Genomic DNA, 19,372 nt, shown 5'->3' with positions numbered 1-19,372 from the left:
TCTCATTACAGGAAAAAGGGAATTATTACAATGAGCAACGAAACCACCAAGACCGGCAATGCCGGTTTCGCCAAGATCGCCCCGGTGATGCTGGCGTTCTTCGTCATGGGCTTCGTCGACCTCGTCGGCACGGCCACCAACTACGTCAAGGCGGAGTTCTCTCTGGCCGACGGCACCGCGAACCTGTTCACCACGATGGTGTTCTTCTGGTTCCTCATCTTCTCCGTGCCGACCGGCATCCTCATGAACAAGATCGGCCGCCGCAAGACCGTGCTGTGGTCCATCCTCGTCACGCTCGTGGCCATGGCCCTGCCGATCATCGGCTACGTCGCCTTCTCCGGTACCGCCCGCCTCGTCCTGATCGTCATCTCCTTCGCGTTCCTCGGCATCGGCAACACCCTCATGCAGGTGTCCCTCAACCCGCTGCTGACCGTGTTCGTCAAGGGCGACAAGCTCGCCTCCACGCTGACCACCGGCCAGTTCGTCAAGGCCTTCGCCTCCCTGTTCGCTCCGTACATCGCCGCGTGGGGCTTCAACCAGCTCAACATGTGGTGGATCCTGTTCGTGATCTACCTGGTCGTCGGCATCATCGGCTACATCTGGCTCGCGTTCGACAAGATCGACGAGCCCGCTCCGGACGCCGGCACCACCACCATCGGCCGCTGCTTCAAGCTGCTGTTCTCCGACGGCATCGTCTTCCTGTGCTTCCTCGGCATCGTCGCCCACGTGGGCGTCGACGTCGGCATCAACGCCCAGGCGCCGCGCATCCTCATGGAGCACACCGACATCGCCCTGACCGTCGCCACCAACGCGACGATGGTCTACTTCATCGCCCGTATGATCGGCTGCTTCACCGGCGGCATCGTGCTCCAGAAGATCAGCAACAAGCTCGGCATGCGCATCTGCGGCGTCATCATGACGCTGTCCGCCGTCTGCTTCGCCGTGTTCACGCTCACCCCGAACGACCCGCCGCAGTGGCTGTTCTGGACCGCCGTCGCCCTCGTCGGTTTCGGTAACTCGAACGTGTTCTCGCTGTTCCTCTCCCACGCGCTCATGTACCGTCCGGAGCGCCAGAACGAGATCTCCGGCCTCATGCTCATGGGCCTCATCGGCGGCGCCATCTTCCCGCCGATCATGGGTGTCGCGGCCGACGCGGCCGGCCAGTTCGGTGGCATCATCGTGATGGCCGTCGGCTGCGTCTACGTGCTCGTCATCGGCTTCGGCTACAAGCTGATCGAAGGCAAGAAGGCCGAGGCCTGATCGCCTTCGCCGAGGTGAACGGTCCACGACCGCGAACCTGACCTAAGGGGTGGGGTTCTTCCGGAAATCGTTTCCGGAAGAACCCCACCCCTTTTCATCGTCTCCGCATGCGTCTCCGGATGCGCAGCGTCGCCAGCTGGAACGGGCCGAAGACGAGCGGCACGCCGTCGCGTCCGGCCGGCGTCTCGATCTCGAGCGCGCGCGGCAGATCCGGTCCAGGAGGTTCCTCCTCCAACAGATCGGTCTCCATGACCGAGCATCCGTCAAGCGCAGGATCGAGACGCAGCGTCACCTTCGCCCGACCGCCCGCCGCCTCGACCAGACGCAGGATGATGTCGCCGGAATCATCGTCGGCGGGCTTCACCCAGTCGAGCACCACCAGGCCTCGCATGTGGTCGAGCGAGGCAAGCGGCGCGACATCGGCCAGACCATCGACATCCGACGTGTTGAGCCGCACGGCCTCGGCAAACGTCGCCGGCATGTCCGCCGCGGCGAGCACCGACCAGTCGAACGAGTGCCGTCCCATGTCGGCATCCGGATCCGGATATCGCGGAGAAGACAGCAACGACAACCGGACCATCACGCCGCCATAGCTCCCCTGCATCGGATCGCGGCGGACCGACGACACGTCGGCACCGTAAGTGGACCCGTTCACGACGGCGACCGCGTACCCGGTCTCAGCGACGCGCACGAACCGCCCCGTGCAGCTCTCGTATGCGGGATTCTCCCCGAGCGGACCGGCCGTGACCGGCCGTTCCACGAATCCGTATGGGCATTCGAACCGCGCGCGGTCAGTGCGCACGGCCACGGGAACGTCGACCTTGAGCATACGCTCCTGCGCATGCCAGTCCACATCGGCGTGGAAGTCGAGCGAGCGAGCGTCCGGGCGCAACACGATGCGCGTGCGGATGCGCACGCCGTCCGTCGCGACGATGCCCACGGCCGTCGCCGTGCCGTCCGCCGCGACGGCGACATCGGCGAGTGCCGCATCCGTGAGCGGCATGGCGGTGTCGAACGCGTCGCGTTCCAATTCCCATGCGTCCCATTGCGACGGCTCGTCGCGCAGCAGTTCGTAACGGCCGATGGCCGTCCCCTCGGGCACGATCTCGCGGTCGACGGCGAGGTCGATCAGGGAGTTCACGGCGCCTTCCGTGGTGATGTGCGCGCGCAGCAGGCCGTTGTCGAACGTCACGCCGGCGTCGTCGCGCGTGACGCGTACCGGACGTTCGCATTGTCCAGTGTCGCAGCGGGAACCGTCGCGTGCCGTCGATGTCCCGGACGCGTTCGGTAGGGTGGCATCGCATCCTTCCCGTTCCGTGACGGCTTCATTCCTGTCGGCGATGGCGGCGTCGCGCAGCAGCGCACGCGTCGTCTCCGTCGCGAGTTCATGCAGCCGTGCGATGTCCTGTGCGTAGACGTCGCGCGCTTCGCGGTGGACGCGGGCGATGCCGGTGCCGGGCAGGATGTCGTGGAACTGGTTGACGAGCAGACGTTTCCAGATACGGTCGAGTTCGGCGCGCGGCGGCTCATAGCCGGGAACGTGCACGAGCGCCGTCGCAACGAGACGGTCGACGACGCGCAGCAGGGATTCCTCCTCTCGGCAGCGACGTTTCATCTCCTGCTGCGCCGTGTATGTGCCGCGGTGAAGTTCGAGGTAGAGTTCGCCGCGTCGTACGGGTGTCTCGTTCTGCACGTCGTCGACGATGTCGCGGTGCAACGCGGCGAACAGCTGGTCGGGTGTGCCGAAGGCGACCTTCGGGGCGCCTTCGAGGTCGTGCGCGCGGCGGATTCGCGCGGCCATCTCTCGGGTGGGACCGCCTCCTCCGTCGCCGTGCCCGTAGAGGATGATCGCGTCGTCCACAAGGTCCTTGTCGGTGAGGTCGCGTTGCGAGCGCATGAGCTCGTTCATCTCCATCGTGGATCCGTAGGTGGCGGACGGCGGCATGTGGACGAGGATGCGCGTGCCGTCGATACCCTCCCACAGGAAGGCGTGATGGTCGGGACGGTTCGTGTCGTTCCAGGAGAGCTTGTTGGTGAGGAACCAGTCGAATCCGGCGCGTCGGGCGATCTGTGGCAGAGCGGCGTCGAAGCCGAACGAGTCGGGGAGCCAGACGCCGCGCGGTCTCACGCCGAGATGGTTGCGGCAGTAGGAGAGACCGGTGGTGAACTGGCGTACCAGCGATTCACCGGTGGGCATCATCATGTCGGCTTCGACCCACATGCCGCCTACGGGGATGAACCGGCCTTCGTCGATGCGATGCAGCATCCGGGCGAACAGGTCTGGATGGTCGTGTTCGAGCCACGTGTAGTGTCGGACGGAGCTCATCGCGAACGTCATGTCGGGGTCCTCGTCCATGAGGGCGAGCACGTTGGCGACGGTACGCGCCACCTTGCGCCGGGTCTCGCGCATCGGCCACAGCCATGCGGTGTCGATGTGCGCGTGGCCGACGGCGACATGCCGTACCGCGCTCGCGGCGGCCGGCGCGGCGAGCACTCCGGCGAGTTCGGCGCGCGCCTGCGGGACGGTGGTCTCGCGGTCGTGTTCGTCGTAGGCGTCCAACGCGCGTTTGAGCGCTTTGGCGAGCCGCCATCGTCTCGGATCATCGTCCGCGAGCTCGCGGACGAGACCGGACGCCGTCTCGAGGTCCATCATCAAGGCGAACTGGTCGCGGTCGAACTGGGTGACGTCCATGCGGTTCACCGTGTACGGCAGATCCCGTATGCCGGTGGGATCGCCGCCGAGCGTCGTGGGAGCGAAGCCGGTGGACTCGCTCAGGTCGGGATTGCACGCGGCTTCGAGGTAGAGCGTGAACCGACCGTCCTCGTCGAGACCGGCGATGTCCGTGCCGTCGGCGCGGATGAGCGGCACCCACCGGTTGCGGGGATTGACGGCTTTGACCACCGTGCCGTAGGCCCGGTAGACGAGCCCTTCCGCTTGGAATCCCGGCCAGTCCGGACGGTTCCAGCCAAGGTCCGTCACGAGTTCCACGTCGCGGCCGCGGGTCGCCGCGCGATCGACGCGACCGGTCACCTCGAACCAGGTGGTGCCCCACGTCGTCCCCCATGGCCCGGGTATCGGGAACGGCCGGAATTCCGCGGTTCCGTTTCGGGCGCGCGCGAGGAACGCGGAGGCCGGCTCGGGCTCGCCTGGATTGTCCGCCGCACGCACCGTGCACGCGGACATGGTGACATGGACGTATGGCGCGACGCGTTGCGCGATGACACGGTCGCACCGTCTCAGCTCATGTTCCGGATCGAATCGCATGGTGCAGGCCGGTCCGGACTAGTTCTGCCAGTAGGTGCTGAAGAAGTCGGCGATCTTGGCGGTGGCGTCCTTGAGGATCTCGATGCGCGGCAGATAGACGATGCGGAAATGGTCGGGTTCGCCCCAGTTGAAACCGCCGCCGCGCGTGATGAGGATGCGCTGGTCGTGCAGCAGGTCGAGTGCGAACTGCTCGTCGTCGTGGATGTTGAACCGCTTGACGTCGATCTTCGGGAAGATGTAGAACGCGGCCTTCGGTTTGACGGCGGACAGGCCGGGAATCTGGTTGATCGCGTTGTAGATGTATTCACGCTGCTCGTAGAGGCGTCCGCCGGGCACGATGTAGTCGTTGACGCTCTGATGGCCGCCGAGTGCGGTCTGCACGATGGACTGGGCGGGCACGTTCGAGCAGATGCGCATGTTTGCGAGCATGTTGATGCCCTCGATATAGTCGCGGGCGATGCGCTTGTTGCCGGACAGGACCATCCAGCCGACGCGGTAGCCGGCGATCATATGCGACTTCGACAGGCCGGAGAACGTAATGCAGAACAGATCCGGGGCGAGCGAGGCGATCGACGTGTGCGTGAGCCCGTCCATGACGAGACGGTCATAGATCTCGTCGGAGAAGATCATGAGATGGTATTCGCGCGCGAGGTCGACGATCTGCTGCAGCACCTCCTTCGGGTAGAGCGCGCCGGTCGGGTTGTTCGGGTTGATGAGCACGATGGCGACGGTGCGGTCGGTGATCTTGGAGCGCATGTCGTCGATGTCCGGATACCATTCGGACTGTTCGTCGCACACGTAGTGGACGGCGGTGCCGCCGGCGAGGTTCACGCAGGCGGTCCACAGCGGATAGTCGGGGCTGGGGATGAGCACCTCGTCGCCGTCGTCGAGCAGGGCGGACATGCACAGGTTGATGAGCTCGCTCACGCCGTTGCCGGTGTAGATGTCGTCGATGGTGACGTTCGGCAGGTTCTTGAGCTGCGCGTACTGCATGATGGCCTTGCGCGCGGAGAACAGGCCCTTGGACGGCGAATAGCCTTCGGTCTCGGTGAGCTGGTGGGCCATGTCGTAGACGACTTCGTCCGGCGTGCGGAACCCGAACGGCGCCGGATTGCCGATGTTGAGTTTGAGGATATGCGTGCCGTCGGCCTCCATGCGCGCCGCCTCGTCGACGACGGGGCCGCGCACGTCGTAGAGGACGTTGTCGAGCTTGTGCGACTTGCCGAAGGTACGGCGACGGGGCACGAACGACTCCCCGGTCACGGACGGCGCGGCCGGCGACGACGTTGACGCGGCGGACTGTCCGGTCGCTTCGGCGGCCGGCGCGGCCGACCGGTCCGACACCTCGGAGGATGCCGGGACACGGTCCCCCCTGAGCCAGTCCACATCCACGCTGAGCGCGGTGGCGAGGAACTCGAGGATGTCTTCGCGGGGCATGGTCTTGCCGGCGACATACTGGCTGATGTGGCTTTTGCCCATCTTCACGCCCTGATCTTCGGCGGCGCGCACCAGGTCGACCTGCTTCAATCCCCTGTCGTTCATCGCCTCGTGAAGCCGTTCCGCGAAAGCCGTTGTGGACATGTCTTCCTCCAAACCACAAAGTTCAATATCCATATTGAACATTGGTTCATAACCTAGAGGAAGTTCAAGACAAGTTCAATTTCCCTCATGGCATGGTTTCACATGACGGACGACGACAATTGAACTTACTGTCCGGAGCGCCACGCCACGATCACAGCAGATGCGTTTCGATCCACTTCGCGACGCCGTCCTCGTCATTGGGCGGGCAGATCTCGTCGGCGATGGCGAGCACCTGCGGATTGGAGTTCGCGACAGCGACGGAACGGCCGGAGAACCGCATCATGTCGATGTCCACGAGATCGTCGCCGAATGCGACGACGTGTTCCGGGGCGACGCCCATATGATCGCACAGGACGTTCAACGCGTCACGTTTGTTCGCCTTCGGGTTCATGAGCATGTACAACGTGCCCTCGGAAACGGACAACGCGAAGTCGTCGGGAATCAGACCGAGGAGCGTCTCACGCTGCTCTCCTTTCGGGAACGCGATGATCTTGTCGGCGATGCCCGCGGGCACATCCGTCTCGGTGAAGTCGGTCAGGCGCCAAGTCTGGGTCTTCCAGTAGACGCTCACGTCGAAGTTCGTGTACCTCACGTCGTCCATGACGATGCCGACTTCGAGGTCGGGCATCGCGGCAAGCAGGGACCGGCACACCTCGCAGGCGCGAGACGACGAGAACCCGATCTTCCTGAGATGCCCGTCGGCGGGCAGACGGCCCGAAGTAAGCATGCCGTAGTCGGATTTCGCGGGGTCGAGGTCGATGAGGGCGCCGTTGAGATAGATACAGGCGTCGACCGGCAACCGTTCCGCGATGGCGTAGCCGGTGCTCACCGGTCTGGCCGTGGCGACGGCGAACCGGTAGCCGGCGTCATGCAGTCGACGCACCGCCTCGATGGAGCGTTCGGTCAGATGCCGTCCCTCGAACGTGGGGGCGCCGTGCAGGAGCGTGCCGTCGAGGTCGGCGACGATGAGCTTCGGTGCGCGGGCGGCGTTCACAGCAGACCCTCGCAGTAGGAGCGGACGAGTTCGGCGGAATGATGCAGCTTCGCGTGCTCCTCGTCGGTGAGCTCGAGTTCTACGATCTCGTTGGCGCCGTTGGCACGCAGTTCGGTGGGGACGCCGAGGAACACGTCATGCTCACCGTATTCGCCGTCGAGCAGCGTGGAGACGGGGACGATGCGTCGTTCGTCCCACAGGATCGTCTGGACGATGCCGGCGACGGTGGAGGCGATGCCGAAGTTGGTGCCGCCCTTCGCGGCGACGATCTCGTTGCCGCGCATACGCGTCTTGCGTTCGATCTCCTCGGTGGAGACGGAGGCGAAGCGGCTGCGGTTGTCCGCCAGGAACTTCGCGAACGGCTTGCCGCCGAGCGAGACGGTGGACCATGCGGCGAACTGGGAGTCGCCATGCTCGCCCATGACGAAACCGCCCACGTTGCGCGGGTCGAGGCCTGTCTCCTCGCCGATGATGGTCTTGAGGCGCGAGGTGTCGAGCGCGGTCCCGGTGCCGAGCACCTGCGTGCGCGGCAGCCCGGAACGCTTCCACGCATACCATGCCATGACATCCACCGGGTTGGAGACCATGACGATCACACCATCGAAACCGGATGCCATGACGTGATCGACGACGTCGCCGACGAGTCCCACGGTGAAGCCGAGTTCGGCGAGACGGGTCGAATTGGCCGGAGGCTTGCGGCCGACGGTGATGACGACGATGTCCGCGTCGGAACAGTCGGCGTAATCGCCCATGCGGACCTTGACGTGACGGTCCTGGAATTCACTGCCGTCGTCAAGGTCGTGGCTCTCCCCCGCCGCCTTGGCTGCGACATGGTCGATGAGGACGAGCTCGTTGCACAGGCCGTGCGTGACGATGGCGAACGCGGCGGTGGCGCCCACCTGACCGGTGCCGACGATGACGACTTTGTTGCGGTTCATGGTGACCATTGGTGTACCCTTCCGATTCCATGCGGAGCCGCGCCGTCGGGGCCGGACCCGCCATAACGAATACGACCCATGGCCGGATGCCGGTCATGGGTCATGCGATCACGAGCGGGAACGCTCAGATGAGATTGAACTTGGTCATCAGACCGAGGGCGATGATGATCGCCACCCAGATCAGGGCGATGATGACGGTCCAACGGTTCAGGTTCTTCTCGGCGACGCCGGACGTGCCCGCGTTCTGGGTCAGGCCGCCGCCGAACATGTCGGACAGGCCGCCGCCCTTGCCCTTGTGCATGAGGATGAGCAGGGTCAGCAGGCAGCTGAGCACGACGAGGACGATTTCGAGGGCGATTTTCAGAGCGGTCACGGGTGGATTACCTCCGGTTTGGTATCAATCTGCGCTCCAGCATAGCGCAATGTCTTGAGAACGGCGAAACGGCCGACGCATGGACGGTGCATGGACGGCGTCATCTCGTGGCCTTGGCCGTCAGCCGGCAGATGCGGGTCAGCTCATCCACGTCGAGCGCCGCTCCGCCGATGAGGAACCCGTCCACGTCGGGTTCGCCGATGAGTTCGACCGCGTTCTTCGACGACACGGAGCCGCCGTAGAGGATGCGCACGGTATCGGCCACCTTGTCGCCGAACGTGGCCCTCAGGTCGTCGCGGATGGCCTGCGCCGCATACTGCGCGGATTCCGGCGTGGCGACCATGCCGGTGCCGATGGCCCACACCGGCTCGTAGGCGATGATGAGCTTCGCCGCTTCGGCCTCGTTGAGGTCACGGGTGACGTCATGCACCTGACCGACGGCGAAGTCGAGCTCGATGCCCTGCCGGCGCTCCTCGAAGCTTTCTCCGACGCACAGGATCGGCTGCATGCCTGCGGCGAGGACGGCGCGCACCTGGTCGACGATGTTCGCATCGTCCTCGGGATGGTATTTGCGGCGTTCGGAATGGCCGATGATCACATACGAGCACCCGAGATGGGCGATCATGTCGGCGGAGATGTCGCCGGTGAACGCCCCTTGATCGGTGACGGACACGGACTGCGCGCCGTATCGGATCTTGAGCTTGTCGGCCTCGACGAGCACCTCCACGCTGCGCAGCGAGGTGAACGAGGGGAACAGGGCGACCTCCACCCTGCGGAAGTCGAAATGGGCGTCACGCAGCTGCCATGCGAACTTCTGCACGAAATACGTGGCCTCGAGATGATCGAAGTTCATTTTCCAGTTGCCCGCGACCAGCGGAACGCGTTCGGACGCCATGGATTCCTTCCTTGAAGTGCGTGAAGCGCGCATGACGCGCATATACGGGGATGAAACGGCATGGCTCCCCACGCCACGGGGACGCGGGGAGCCGATGCGGAGTCGATGTCAGGCGAGCACCTTCAGGCCCGGCAGCTCCTTGCCCTCGAGGAACTCGAGAGAGGCGCCGCCACCGGTGGAGATGTGCGAGAAGCAGTCCTCCGGGAAGCCGAGGTTGCGCACCGCGGAGGCGGAGTCGCCGCCGCCGACGATGGTGAAGGCGCCGGCCGCGGTCGCGTCGACCAGGCCCTGCGCGACGGCCTTGGTGCCCTCCGCGAACTCGGCGATCTCGAACACGCCCATCGGGCCGTTCCACACGACGGTCTTGGAGTCGACGATCTTGTCGTGGAAGAGCTTCTGGGACTCCGGGCCGATGTCGAGACCCATCTTGTCGGCCGGGATGGCGTCGGCGGCGACGACCTCCGGAGCGACCGGGGTGTCACCGGCCGGGAAGCCGGCGTTCACGACGATGTCGGTCGGCAGCACGAGCTCGACGCCGTTCTTCTCGGCGGTCTCGATGTAGCCCTTGACCTTGTCGAGCTGGTCCTCCTCGAGCAGGGAGGTGCCGACCTCGTAGCCCTTGGCCTTGAGGAAGGTGAACACCATGCCGCCGCCGATGACGAGGCGGTTGGCCTTGTCGAGCAGGTTCTCGATGACGCCGAGCTTGTCGGAGACCTTGGAGCCGCCAAGCACGACGGTGAACGGACGCTCCGGGTTCTCGGTGGCCTTGGACAGGGCCTTGACTTCCTTCTCGACCAGCAGGCCGGCGGCGGCCGGCAGATCGGCGGCCACGTCGTAGTTGGAGCCCTGGGCGCGGTGGACGACACCGAAGCCGTCGGAGACGAAGACGTCGCCGAGGGCGGCGATCTTCTTGGCGTAGGGGGCGCGCACGGCCGGATCCTTGCTGGTCTCCTCCGGGTTGAAGCGCACGTTCTGCAGCAGGACGACGTCGCCGTCGTTCATCGCGGCAACCTTGGCCTGGGCGTCCTCGCCGTAGGTGTCGGCGGCCAGCGGCACGTCGATGCCGAGCAGCTCGCCGAGACGGGCGGCGACGGGGGCGAGGGAGAGCTCCGGGACGACCTTGCCCTTCGGGCGGCCGAGGTGGGCCATCAGAATGACCTTCGCGCCTTCCTCGCGCAGGGCCTTGATCGTCGGCAGGGCGGCCTTGATGCGGCCGTCGTCGGTGATCGTGGTGCCGTCCAGCGGGACGTTGAAATCAGCGCGGACCAGGACGCGCTTGCCCTTGAGGTCTCCGAGATCCTTGAGTGTCTTCATGAATATCCTTTCCTAACCGCTTGCGCGGGAAAGTGGCGGTTTCTTGCCACTTCGCATAATACAACAGGCCCGCCGTCCGGGCGGGCCTGACACAGGATTTTTTGGAACGTATCTGAGAAACGTTATGAAAACGTTCAGGAACGCGACTTGGCGGTCTTCTCCGCCAGCTGAAGCAGTCGGCGGATACGGCCGGCGATGGCGTCCTTGGAGATCGGCGGGTCGGCGAGACGGCCGAGCTCCTCCAGGCTGGCGTCGCCGTGTTCGAGGCGCAGCTGGCCGGCGGCGCGCAGGTTGTCCGGCACGTCGACGCCGGCGGCGTCGAACAGTTCGAACGCCTTGCGCACCTTGTCGCACGCCTCCGCGGCGGCCTTGGCGGAACGGCGCATGTTCGCGTCGTCGAAGTTGGCGAGCCTGTTCGCCTTGGAACGGGTTTCGCCGTCGGAACGCTTGCCCGTCCAATCGCGGGCGGAGCGCATGGCACCCATCGAGTTGAGCATGCGTTCGATGGAGTCCGGGTCGGTGAGCGTCACGCGGTACGACTTGCTGAGCTGGCGCGGCTTGGCGGTGATGCCGAGGCGACGGGCGAGACCCGCCAGCGCCATGGCGGCCTCGTTGCACGGGCAGACGATCTCCATGCACGGGTTCTTGCCCAGATCGGACAGGATTCCCCTGGCCATGAAGGCGCCGCGCCATGCGGCGCGCACCTGGGCGATCTTGCCTTGGACGATCTTGACGGGCAGGCCGCGAACCGCCTTGTTGCGGTCGATGAGGCCGGTCGCCACGGCGAGATTCACCGCGCCGCGCTCCACCTTGACGACATGGTACTCGTGGACGCCGGTCGGCGTCGTCCTCTGGGAGCTGACGATCTTGGCTTCGAGGCTGTACAGGTCCTCGATGTTGTCGCGCAGCCACTGGGCCGCGACGGGGGAATCGAAGGTGGCGAGCATGACAACCTGCTTCTGGGCGTTGTTCATGAAGCCGCCGGCGAAGCGGATCATGGCGGTGACCTGCGCCTTCCTGGCGTCCGCCTTCTCGTCCTCAAGCGCAGCGAGTTCGCTTTTCACATCATCCAGAAGAGCCAAGAGCCAACCTCCTAAGTCTCGTCCCTCTCAATGGCTTCAGGGGTCCGGGGCTGGAAACGGGGTCGCTTCCCGCCGTCCGCCGAACTTCTGTGATACCGACCATCTTGGACAACAGTCGCGCCGTTTTCACTTTTTCGCGGTCGATGTCTCGGCATGTGGTCAGCGATGCCGGGCCACCATCATCGGCGTTTGCGCTGCTCGCGCGCGGAAACGGTGACATCAAGCCCATGTGAGCGCAAACGCTTCGCCAAGGCCTCGCTCATGGCCACCGACCGATGCTGGCCTCCGGTGCAACCGACCGCGATGGTGACGAAATGCTTGTCCTCACGTGCGTACCCGTCGATGGCGACGAGCAGCGACTTCTCATACGCGTCGAGGAAGGCGGACGCCCCGTCGCTGGACAGCACGTAGTCGGCGACCGGCTTGTCCCACCCGGTGAGCTCACGCAGACTGGGCACCCAGAACGGATTGGGCAGAAAACGCACGTCGGCCACGAAATCCGCGTCGGTGGGGGTGCCGTATTTGAACCCGAAACTGAAGATGTGCACGGAGACGGTCTTCGGTCCGGAGCCGACCATCGCCTCATACAGTTTGGTGGACAGCTGGTGGATGCTCAGCGCGGAGGTGTCGATGACCATGTCGGCGTGCTCCTTGAGATTGGCGAGCAGCGCACGCTCCTCGTCGATACCGTCGATGAGACGGTTGCCGTGCTGGAGCGGATGCGGCCGGCGCACCTTCTCGTAACGGGTCACGAGCACGTCGTCGGAGGCGTCGAGGAACAGGATCCTCGTCCTGACGCCAAGATCGTCGAGATGGCTGAGCACCTCGTTGAGGTCGTCGAAGTATTCGCGCGACCGCACGTCGATGACGGCGGCGAGCTTGTGCACGCCTCTGCCGTCGCCGGCGTTGGTCATCATGTCGACGAGCGGGATGAGCAGCTTGGGCGGCAGGTTGTCGACCACGTACCAGCCCATGTCCTCCACGCAGTCGGCGGCGTGGGAGCGGCCCGCACCGGACATGCCGGTGATGAGCAGCACCTCGAAGCCGTTCGCGGGCGCCGGCGCGTCGGCTCCCGCGCCGGCGCGGGTCACGACGCCGTCCGTCACATCATGGTTCCCGCTCACAGCGCCTCCTCCAATGCCCTTCTCATGGCGATCTCCAGATGGTCGTCGTCCGTGGTGACGTCCTGCAGGCGACGGTCCGCGCCGGACGGCGGGTCGTCGTCCCAGATGCCCGTCATGAGCAGCACCTGGATGAGCCCCTGGTACAGGAGCATCTCCTCGCCGCCGATCGCATGGCCGCCATGAGAGCGCCACACCTGCATCAGCTTCGTGGGACGCGGGTCGTAGACCACATCGAGCAGCATGCCCGGGAACGTGTTTCCCGGAAGATCGAGCACGTCGGCGAAACCGTCCGCGGCGTGTCCGGGAATCGTGTTGATCACGTAATCGGCGGCGCGCGCGGCGGCCGTCACGCCGTCCGCGTCGGACAGGTCGATCTCGCCGTAGGGTCGTCCTTCGACGCCGCGGAACAGCTTCGCGGCGGAGTCCAGCCCGAGGTCGCGTCCGGGGTGGCGCGCGGCGATGGTGATGCGTTCGACGCCCGGCAGCATCAGGCATGCCGCCGCGGCCGACGTGGCGGTGTTGCCGTTGCCGATGATGAGCGCGCGACCCCCCGTGCGCCCGTCGCGATGCACGCCGAGTTCGCGGTCGGCGTGGTCGAATGCCAATTGGATGCCGACCACATCGGTGTTGTAGAGTCTGATCGCCGGCTTCCCCTGAGGCCATGCCGGATCGTCGTGGGTGGCCTGGTCCCAATCGAACACGGCGGTGTTGGCGACGTTGAGTTCACGTGCCCACACGTTGCGGGGCGTACCGTACGGCTGGATGGTCTTCTTGAGCGGCATGGTCAGGCTGAGACCGCGCCACGTGGGATCAAGCCCTTTGAGGAACGCGTCAAGGTCCCCCTCTCCCACCTCATGCCTGTCGTACGCCCAGTCGTCGAGGCCGAGCGCGCAGTACGCCGCATTGTGCAGCACCGGCGAGAGCGAATGCGCGATGGGCTTGCCGAGCACCGCGCATCGATTGGCGATCGTCATGCTTCCCTCCTTGCCTTCCCTGTTCTTCCGACCATCCTACTCGGTTCGTCCGGACCGCCGACCCGACTCCCGTCGTGCGCCGGCATCGCCTTCGGCACGGTCGGCATGATCGTCATGGCCGTCTGCGGCGTGCAGCGCGGCATGAATGGCCTGCGCCTTGGCGTGTCCGATGCCCTTGACCGCTTCCAGCTCCTCGATGCTCGCCCCGCGCATCGCCCGCACCGATCCGAAATGCGCGAGCAGACGCTTCTGGTAGGCGGGCCCCACGCCGGGAATGCCGTCGAGGGCGCTGCGCAACGCTCCCTTGCGCCTCGTCTGACGGTGGTAGGTGATGGCGAAACGGTGCGACTCGTCGCGCACACGCTGCAGCAGGTACATGCCCTCCGACTGGCGTTTGAGGATGATCGGATAGTCGTCGTCCGGCACCCACACCTCCTCGAGCCGTTTGGCGAGCCCGCATACGGCGACGTCGTCGACGCCGCAATCGGCGAGCGCCTTGGCGGCGGCCATGGCCTGCGGTCTGCCGCCGTCGACGACGACGAGGTTCGGCTTGTAGGCGAACCTGTGCCGGTCGGCGTTCTGCTGGACGACCGTTCCCGTCGCCGTCCCGTCGACTTCGGCGGGCTTCTCGCCCAAGCCGTGCCCCGTGTCCGTCGAGGCCGCCGCACGACGTTCCGCCTCGATGCTCTCACCGGAGTCGCCGGCGATGTTGCCGTGGCGGAACCGTCGCGTCAACGTCTCGTACAGGGCGCTCAGGTCGTCGAGCGCGCCTTGGCCGTCCTTGCCGCGGATGGCGAAGCGACGGTATTCGCTTTTCTTGGCGACGGCGTCCTCGAACACGACCATGGAGGCGACCTGGAAGGCGCCGCCGACCGTGTTGGAGATGTCGTAGCATTCGATGCGCAGCGGAGCCTCGGCGAGACCCAGCGCATCGGCGACCTCGTTCATGGCGCGGGTACGTGCGCCTATGTCGGCGATACGGCTCATCTTGGCACGTGCCAGCGCCTGGGCGGCGTTGTCGTTCGCCCGGTCCATGAGCTGCTTCTTGTCGCCTCTGCCGGCGACGCGGATCGTGACCGCGCCGCCGCGCAGTCCGGTCAGCCATGTCTCGAGCTCTTCGCGTCTTGACGGTTCGAGCTCGATCGGCGTGATGACCTCGCGCGGCACCGGTGCGACGGGGGCGAGCAGGTCGGCGCGTCCGGTGATTTCCTGCCGCGCGTTGCGTTCGCGCGTCGCATGCGCGCGCGATGCCGCATCGGTCGCGGTCACGCGTTGCGTGGAGCCGATGGCGTCGCGTCGCTCCTCGATCTTCGCCGCCATGCTCCCGTCCACGCCGGTGGCGGGCGTGACGCGGGGACGTGCGTCCGTCGCGGCGTCGTCCTGCGCGTCCGCATAGACGCGTACGAGCAGGTCGGCCATGAGGTCGGCGTCGTCGATGTCGTCGACGCGTTCGACGCTCCAGTTGCGTTCCCCGCGAATCGTGCCGGCGCGCACGTGGAACGCGTGCACGGAGGCTTCGATCTCGTCGGTGGCGAAGCCGAACACGTCGGCGTCGACCTGGTCGTCGAGCACGACGGCGTTCTGCTGGACGACGGTGGAGAGCATGGCGATCTCGTCGCGCAGACGCGCCGCCTTCTCGAATTCGAGTTCGGCGCTGGCGGCCTTCATGTCGCGGGTGAGCTGCGCGATGTACGACCTGCCGAGTCTGCCGGTCATCACGCCGACGAGTCGTTCGCACATGCGGCGATGCTCCTTCGCGTCGATGCGGCCGACGCATGGCGCGGAGCATTTGCCGATGGAGGCGAGCAGGCAGGGACGGCCCGCGAGCTCGGCCTTGCGGTAGACGCCGTCGGCGCAGGTGCGCACGGGGAAGGTGCGCAGGAGCCGGTCGAGCCCGTGGCGCAGATCCCATACCTTCGCGTAGGGGCCGAAGTAGCGGGTGTCGCGGCGTTTGCGGCTGCGCGTCACCCAGACGCGGGGCACGTCCTCGCCCACGGAGACCGCCAGATACGGGTAGGTCTTGTCGTCGCGGAACTGCACATTGAACCGGGGGTCGAATTCCTTGATCCACGTGTATTCGAGGGTGAGCGATTCGAGTTCGGTGCCGACGACGGTCCATTCGAGGCTGCGCGCGGTGAGCACCATGGTCTGCGTGCGCGGATGCAGCAGGTACAGCGGCTGGAAGTAGTTGGCGAGCCGGTTGCGCAGGTTCTTCGCCTTGCCGACGTAGATGACGCGGCCTTCGCCGTCGCGCCACTTGTATACGCCCGGTTCGGCGGGGATGTCCGAGGACTTCGGGCGGAACAGGTCGCGCGAGTCGCCGAGCAGCGGCGCCCCGTTGCGGTTCGTCCTCGCCGCCGCTCCGGTGCCGTCCGCGGCGGGATCGCGCACGGCGGTGGCGGACGCGTCAGCGCCTCCGCGCAGGGCCTCGGCGGTCCTGCGCCACACCTCGGGCGAATGCCGTTCGATGTCGTTGGTCACGCCGTCGCCTTTCAGAGCATGTCCCTGAGGAACCGACCGGTCCAGGACTCTTCGCACAGCGCCACCTGTTCGGGCGTGCCCTGCGTGACGACGGTGCCGCCGCCGTCGCCGCCCTCGGGGCCGAGGTCGATGATCCAGTCGGCCGACTTGACCACGTCGAGGTTGTGTTCGATGACGATGACCGTGTTGCCCTTGTCGACGAGCCCCTGCAGCACCTTGAGCAGTTTGTTCACGTCCTCGAAGTGCAGGCCCGTGGTCGGCTCGTCGAGGATGTACACGGTCTTGCCGTCGGACCGGCGCTGCAGTTCGGTGGCGAGCTTGACGCGTTGGGATTCGCCGCCGGAGAGGGTGGGGGCGGGCTGGCCGAGGCGGATGTAGCCGAGACCGACGTCCACGAGGGTCTTCAGGTACCGGGAGATGCCGGTGTAGGCCTTGAAGAAGTCGGCGGCCTCCTCGATGGGCATGTCGAGGATGTCGGAGACGGTCTTGCCGTTGTACTTCACCTCGAGGGTCTCGCGGTTGTAGCGTCTGCCGTGGCACGTCTCGCATTCCACGTACACGTCGGGCAGGAAGTTCATCTCGATCTTGAGCGTGCCGTCGCCGTGGCACGCCTCGCAGCGTCCGCCCTTCACGTTGAAGGAGAAGCGGCCGGGCCCGTAGCCACGCACCTGCGCCTCGGGCGTCTTGGCGAACAGGGCGCGGATCTTGTCCCATACGCCCGTGTACGTGGCGGGATTGGAGCGCGGCGTGCGTCCGATCGGGTTCTGGTCGACGTGGATGACCTTCCTGACCTGGTCGACGCCTTCGACGCGACGGTGCTTGCCGGGCACGATGCGCGCACCGTTGAGCTTGTCGGCGAGGACCGGATAGAGGATCGTGTTGACGAGCGAGGATTTGCCGGACCCGGAGACGCCGGTGACGACGGTGAACACGCCGAGCGGGAAGCTCACGTCGATGTTCTTGAGGTTGTTCTCCCGCGCGCCGACGACCTTGAGCTGCGCTGTCCTATGCGTGTTGCGGCGGCGCTCGGGCACGGCGATCTCGCGACGGTGGGCGATGTAGTCGCCGGTGATAGAGCGTTTCGCGTCGACGAGATGCTTCGCCGGACCGGAGTAGACGACTTCGCCGCCGTGTTCGCCGGCGCCGGGACCGATGTCGACGAGCCAGTCGGCCTCGCGGATCGTGTCCTCGTCGTGTTCGACGACGATGAGCGTGTTGCCGAGGTCACGCAGATGGTGGAGCGTCTCGATGAGACGCTCGTTGTCGCGCTGGTGCAGGCCGATGGACGGCTCGTCGAGCACGTACATGACGCCGACGAGGCCTGAGCCGATCTGCGTGGCGAGTCGGATGCGCTGCGCCTCGCCGCCGGACAGGGTGGCGGCGGCGCGAGACAGGGTGAGATAGTCGAGGCCGACGTCGTTGAGGAAGCCGAGGCGCGCGCGAATCTCCTTGAGCACCTCGCCGGCGATCTTCGCATCCGCACCTTCCAGTTTCAGGTCGTTGACCCATGCGAGCTCGCGCACGACGGGCATGTCGCACACGTCGAAGATGGACAGGCCTCCGACGGTGACGGCCAGCACCTCGGGCTTGAGACGCCTGCCATGGCACACCTGGCAGGGCACTTCGCGCATGTACGACTCGTAGTACTCCCGCATGGACTGCGAATCGGTCTCCTCGTGCTTGCGCATGAGCGAACGCACCACGCCTTCGAATCCGGTGGAGTATTCACGCAGACGCCCCCAACGGTTGCGGTAGGAGACATCGACCTTGAACTCGTGGCCGTAGAGGATGGCATGGCGCACGTCGGAGGGCAGATCCTTCCACGGGGTGCGCATCGAGAAGCCCATCTCGCGGGCGAGACCTTCGAGCAGATGCCCATAGTATTGGGAGGTCATCTTCGTGTTGCTCCACGGTTCGATGACGCCTTCGGCGAGCGACTTGTCCGGATCGGCGATGACGAGTTCCGGGTCGATCTCGAGTTTGAATCCGAGACCGGTGCAGGCGGGGCATGCGCCGTAGGGCGCGTTGAAGGAGAAGGTGCGCGGCTCGATCTCGTCGAGTTCGAGCACGTGGCCGTTCGGGCAGCTGCGGTGTTCCGAGAACGGGCGGCGCCGGGCCGGGCTCCCCTCCTCCTCGTCGACGAAGTCGATGACGATCGAGCCGTTGGCGAGCCGCAGCGCCGTCTCGACGGAGTCGGTGAGACGCTGACGCATGCCGTCCTTGACGACGAGACGGTCGATGACGACCTCGATGGTGTGCTTCTTCTGCTTGGCGAGCGTGATATCGTCGGACAGCTGCCGCATCTCGCCGTCGATGAGCGCGCGGGCGTAGCCGTCGGAACGCAGCAGCTCAAGCATATCGACGAATTCGCCCTTGCGTCCCTTGACGACGGGCGCGAGAATCTGGAATCGGGTGCGCTCCGGGTAGTCCATGAGCGTGTCGACGATCTGCTGCGGGGTCTGCGAGGCGACGGGCTCGCCGCACTCGGGGCAATGCGGGATGCCGGTGCGTGCGAACAGGAGCCTGAGATAATCGTAGATCTCGGTGATGGTGCCGACCGTGGAGCGCGGATTGCGGTTCGTGGTCTTCTGATCGATGGAGACCGCGGGGCTCAGTCCTTCGATGAAGTCGACGTCCGGTTTATCCATCTGTCCGAGGAACTGGCGCGCGTACGCGGACAACGATTCGACGTAGCGGCGCTGCCCTTCGGCGAACAGGGTGTCGAACGCGAGCGAGGATTTGCCCGAACCGGACAGGCCGGTGAAGACGACCATGCGGTTGCGCGGGATGGCGAGGTCCACGTTCTTGAGGTTGTGCTCGCGCGCCCCCTGGATGGTGATCTTGAGATCGTTGGGGATGTGCGAGATGTCCGCCACAAGCGAACCGTCATGCTCGATGAGCGGCGCCTTGCGGATCTCTCGCGCGAGGAACGAGTCGCTGGTCATCACCTTCTCGACGACGACCTCGCCGTTCCTGCCGTTCGTGGTCTTCCGTTTCGCCGCCACTGCACCCCGCCTTCCGTCGTTCGCCGCGGCGCGAATGCGGCCGCGGTTTTCCCGCACCCCAGAATACCGGAAACCCCGACGGAATT

The 19,372-nt window shown here is 65.7% G+C and carries 13 protein-coding genes; 1 reads left to right on the top strand and 12 read right to left on the bottom strand.

Translation table 11 applies throughout. The features are described 5' to 3' along the window. Positions 1 to 30 precede the first annotated feature (30 nt). Positions 31 to 1,260 (top strand): MFS transporter, encoded by a 1,230-nt coding sequence (locus AC1AYR_RS07760; protein WP_101622732.1) that lies wholly within the window; start codon positions 31 to 33, stop codon positions 1,258 to 1,260. A gap of 94 nt (positions 1,261 to 1,354) precedes the next feature. On the opposite strand, the gene AC1AYR_RS07755 is transcribed toward AC1AYR_RS07760, so the two are convergent. The 12 genes from AC1AYR_RS07755 to uvrA all read right to left on the bottom strand — a co-directional run bounded on the left by AC1AYR_RS07755 (position 1,355) and on the right by uvrA (position 19,226). After that, positions 1,355 to 4,525: an alpha-mannosidase gene (locus AC1AYR_RS07755; RefSeq protein ID WP_101622731.1), complete on the bottom strand. Its 3,171-nt coding sequence runs from the start codon at positions 4,523 to 4,525 to the stop codon at positions 1,355 to 1,357. An 18-nt stretch (positions 4,526 to 4,543) separates the two neighbouring features. Continuing rightward, positions 4,544 to 6,106, bottom strand: a complete 1,563-nt coding sequence (locus AC1AYR_RS07750; protein WP_101622730.1) for an aminotransferase class I/II-fold pyridoxal phosphate-dependent enzyme — start codon at positions 6,104 to 6,106, stop codon at positions 4,544 to 4,546. Positions 6,107 to 6,257: 151 nt separating this feature from the next. Continuing rightward, positions 6,258 to 7,100, bottom strand: a complete 843-nt coding sequence (locus tag AC1AYR_RS07745) for an HAD family hydrolase (RefSeq protein WP_101622729.1) — start codon at positions 7,098 to 7,100, stop codon at positions 6,258 to 6,260. Continuing rightward, positions 7,097 to 8,047 (bottom strand): L-lactate dehydrogenase, encoded by a 951-nt coding sequence (locus tag AC1AYR_RS07740; RefSeq protein ID WP_101622728.1) that lies wholly within the window; start codon positions 8,045 to 8,047, stop codon positions 7,097 to 7,099. Before AC1AYR_RS07740 ends, AC1AYR_RS07745 begins: the two co-directional genes overlap by 4 nt. A 115-nt stretch (positions 8,048 to 8,162) precedes the next feature. Beyond that, entirely contained in the window at positions 8,163 to 8,411 is a 249-nt protein-coding gene (secG, locus tag AC1AYR_RS07735) for a preprotein translocase subunit SecG (protein WP_034526069.1), read from the bottom strand. Positions 8,412 to 8,511: 100 nt separating this feature from the next. Then, a complete protein-coding gene (tpiA, locus tag AC1AYR_RS07730) occupies positions 8,512 to 9,306 on the bottom strand; it encodes a triose-phosphate isomerase (protein ID WP_101622727.1) in 795 nt (264 codons plus the stop codon). 108 nt (positions 9,307 to 9,414) lie between these two features. Then, complete coding sequence (locus tag AC1AYR_RS07725; protein WP_476512179.1) at positions 9,415 to 10,620, bottom strand: phosphoglycerate kinase; 1,206 nt, start codon at positions 10,618 to 10,620, stop codon at positions 9,415 to 9,417. A 134-nt stretch (positions 10,621 to 10,754) separates the two neighbouring features. Then, positions 10,755 to 11,702, bottom strand: a complete 948-nt coding sequence (gene whiA / locus AC1AYR_RS07720; protein WP_101622725.1) for a DNA-binding protein WhiA — start codon at positions 11,700 to 11,702, stop codon at positions 10,755 to 10,757. A 179-nt stretch (positions 11,703 to 11,881) separates the two neighbouring features. Further along, positions 11,882 to 12,826, bottom strand: coding sequence for an RNase adapter RapZ (gene rapZ / locus AC1AYR_RS07715; RefSeq protein ID WP_476512180.1), 945 nt, complete (start codon positions 12,824 to 12,826; stop codon positions 11,882 to 11,884). Beyond that, positions 12,823 to 13,794 (bottom strand): shikimate dehydrogenase family protein, encoded by a 972-nt coding sequence (locus tag AC1AYR_RS07710; protein ID WP_476555154.1) that lies wholly within the window; start codon positions 13,792 to 13,794, stop codon positions 12,823 to 12,825. Before AC1AYR_RS07710 ends, rapZ begins: the two co-directional genes overlap by 4 nt. A gap of 42 nt (positions 13,795 to 13,836) precedes the next feature. After that, the gene (uvrC, locus tag AC1AYR_RS07705; protein ID WP_476512181.1) at positions 13,837 to 16,281 is read right to left on the bottom strand and encodes an excinuclease ABC subunit UvrC; all 2,445 of its coding nucleotides are present in this window, start codon (positions 16,279 to 16,281) and stop codon (positions 13,837 to 13,839) included. 11 nt (positions 16,282 to 16,292) lie between these two features. Beyond that, complete coding sequence (gene uvrA / locus AC1AYR_RS07700) at positions 16,293 to 19,226, bottom strand: excinuclease ABC subunit UvrA (RefSeq protein ID WP_476512204.1); 2,934 nt, start codon at positions 19,224 to 19,226, stop codon at positions 16,293 to 16,295. Positions 19,227 to 19,372 lie beyond the last annotated feature (146 nt).

The sequence above is a fragment of the Bifidobacterium sp. LH_417 genome (genome assembly GCF_056357035.1).
Note: the sequence above shows the minus strand (reverse complement) of the source record. Positions and strands in the feature narration are given on the sequence as shown.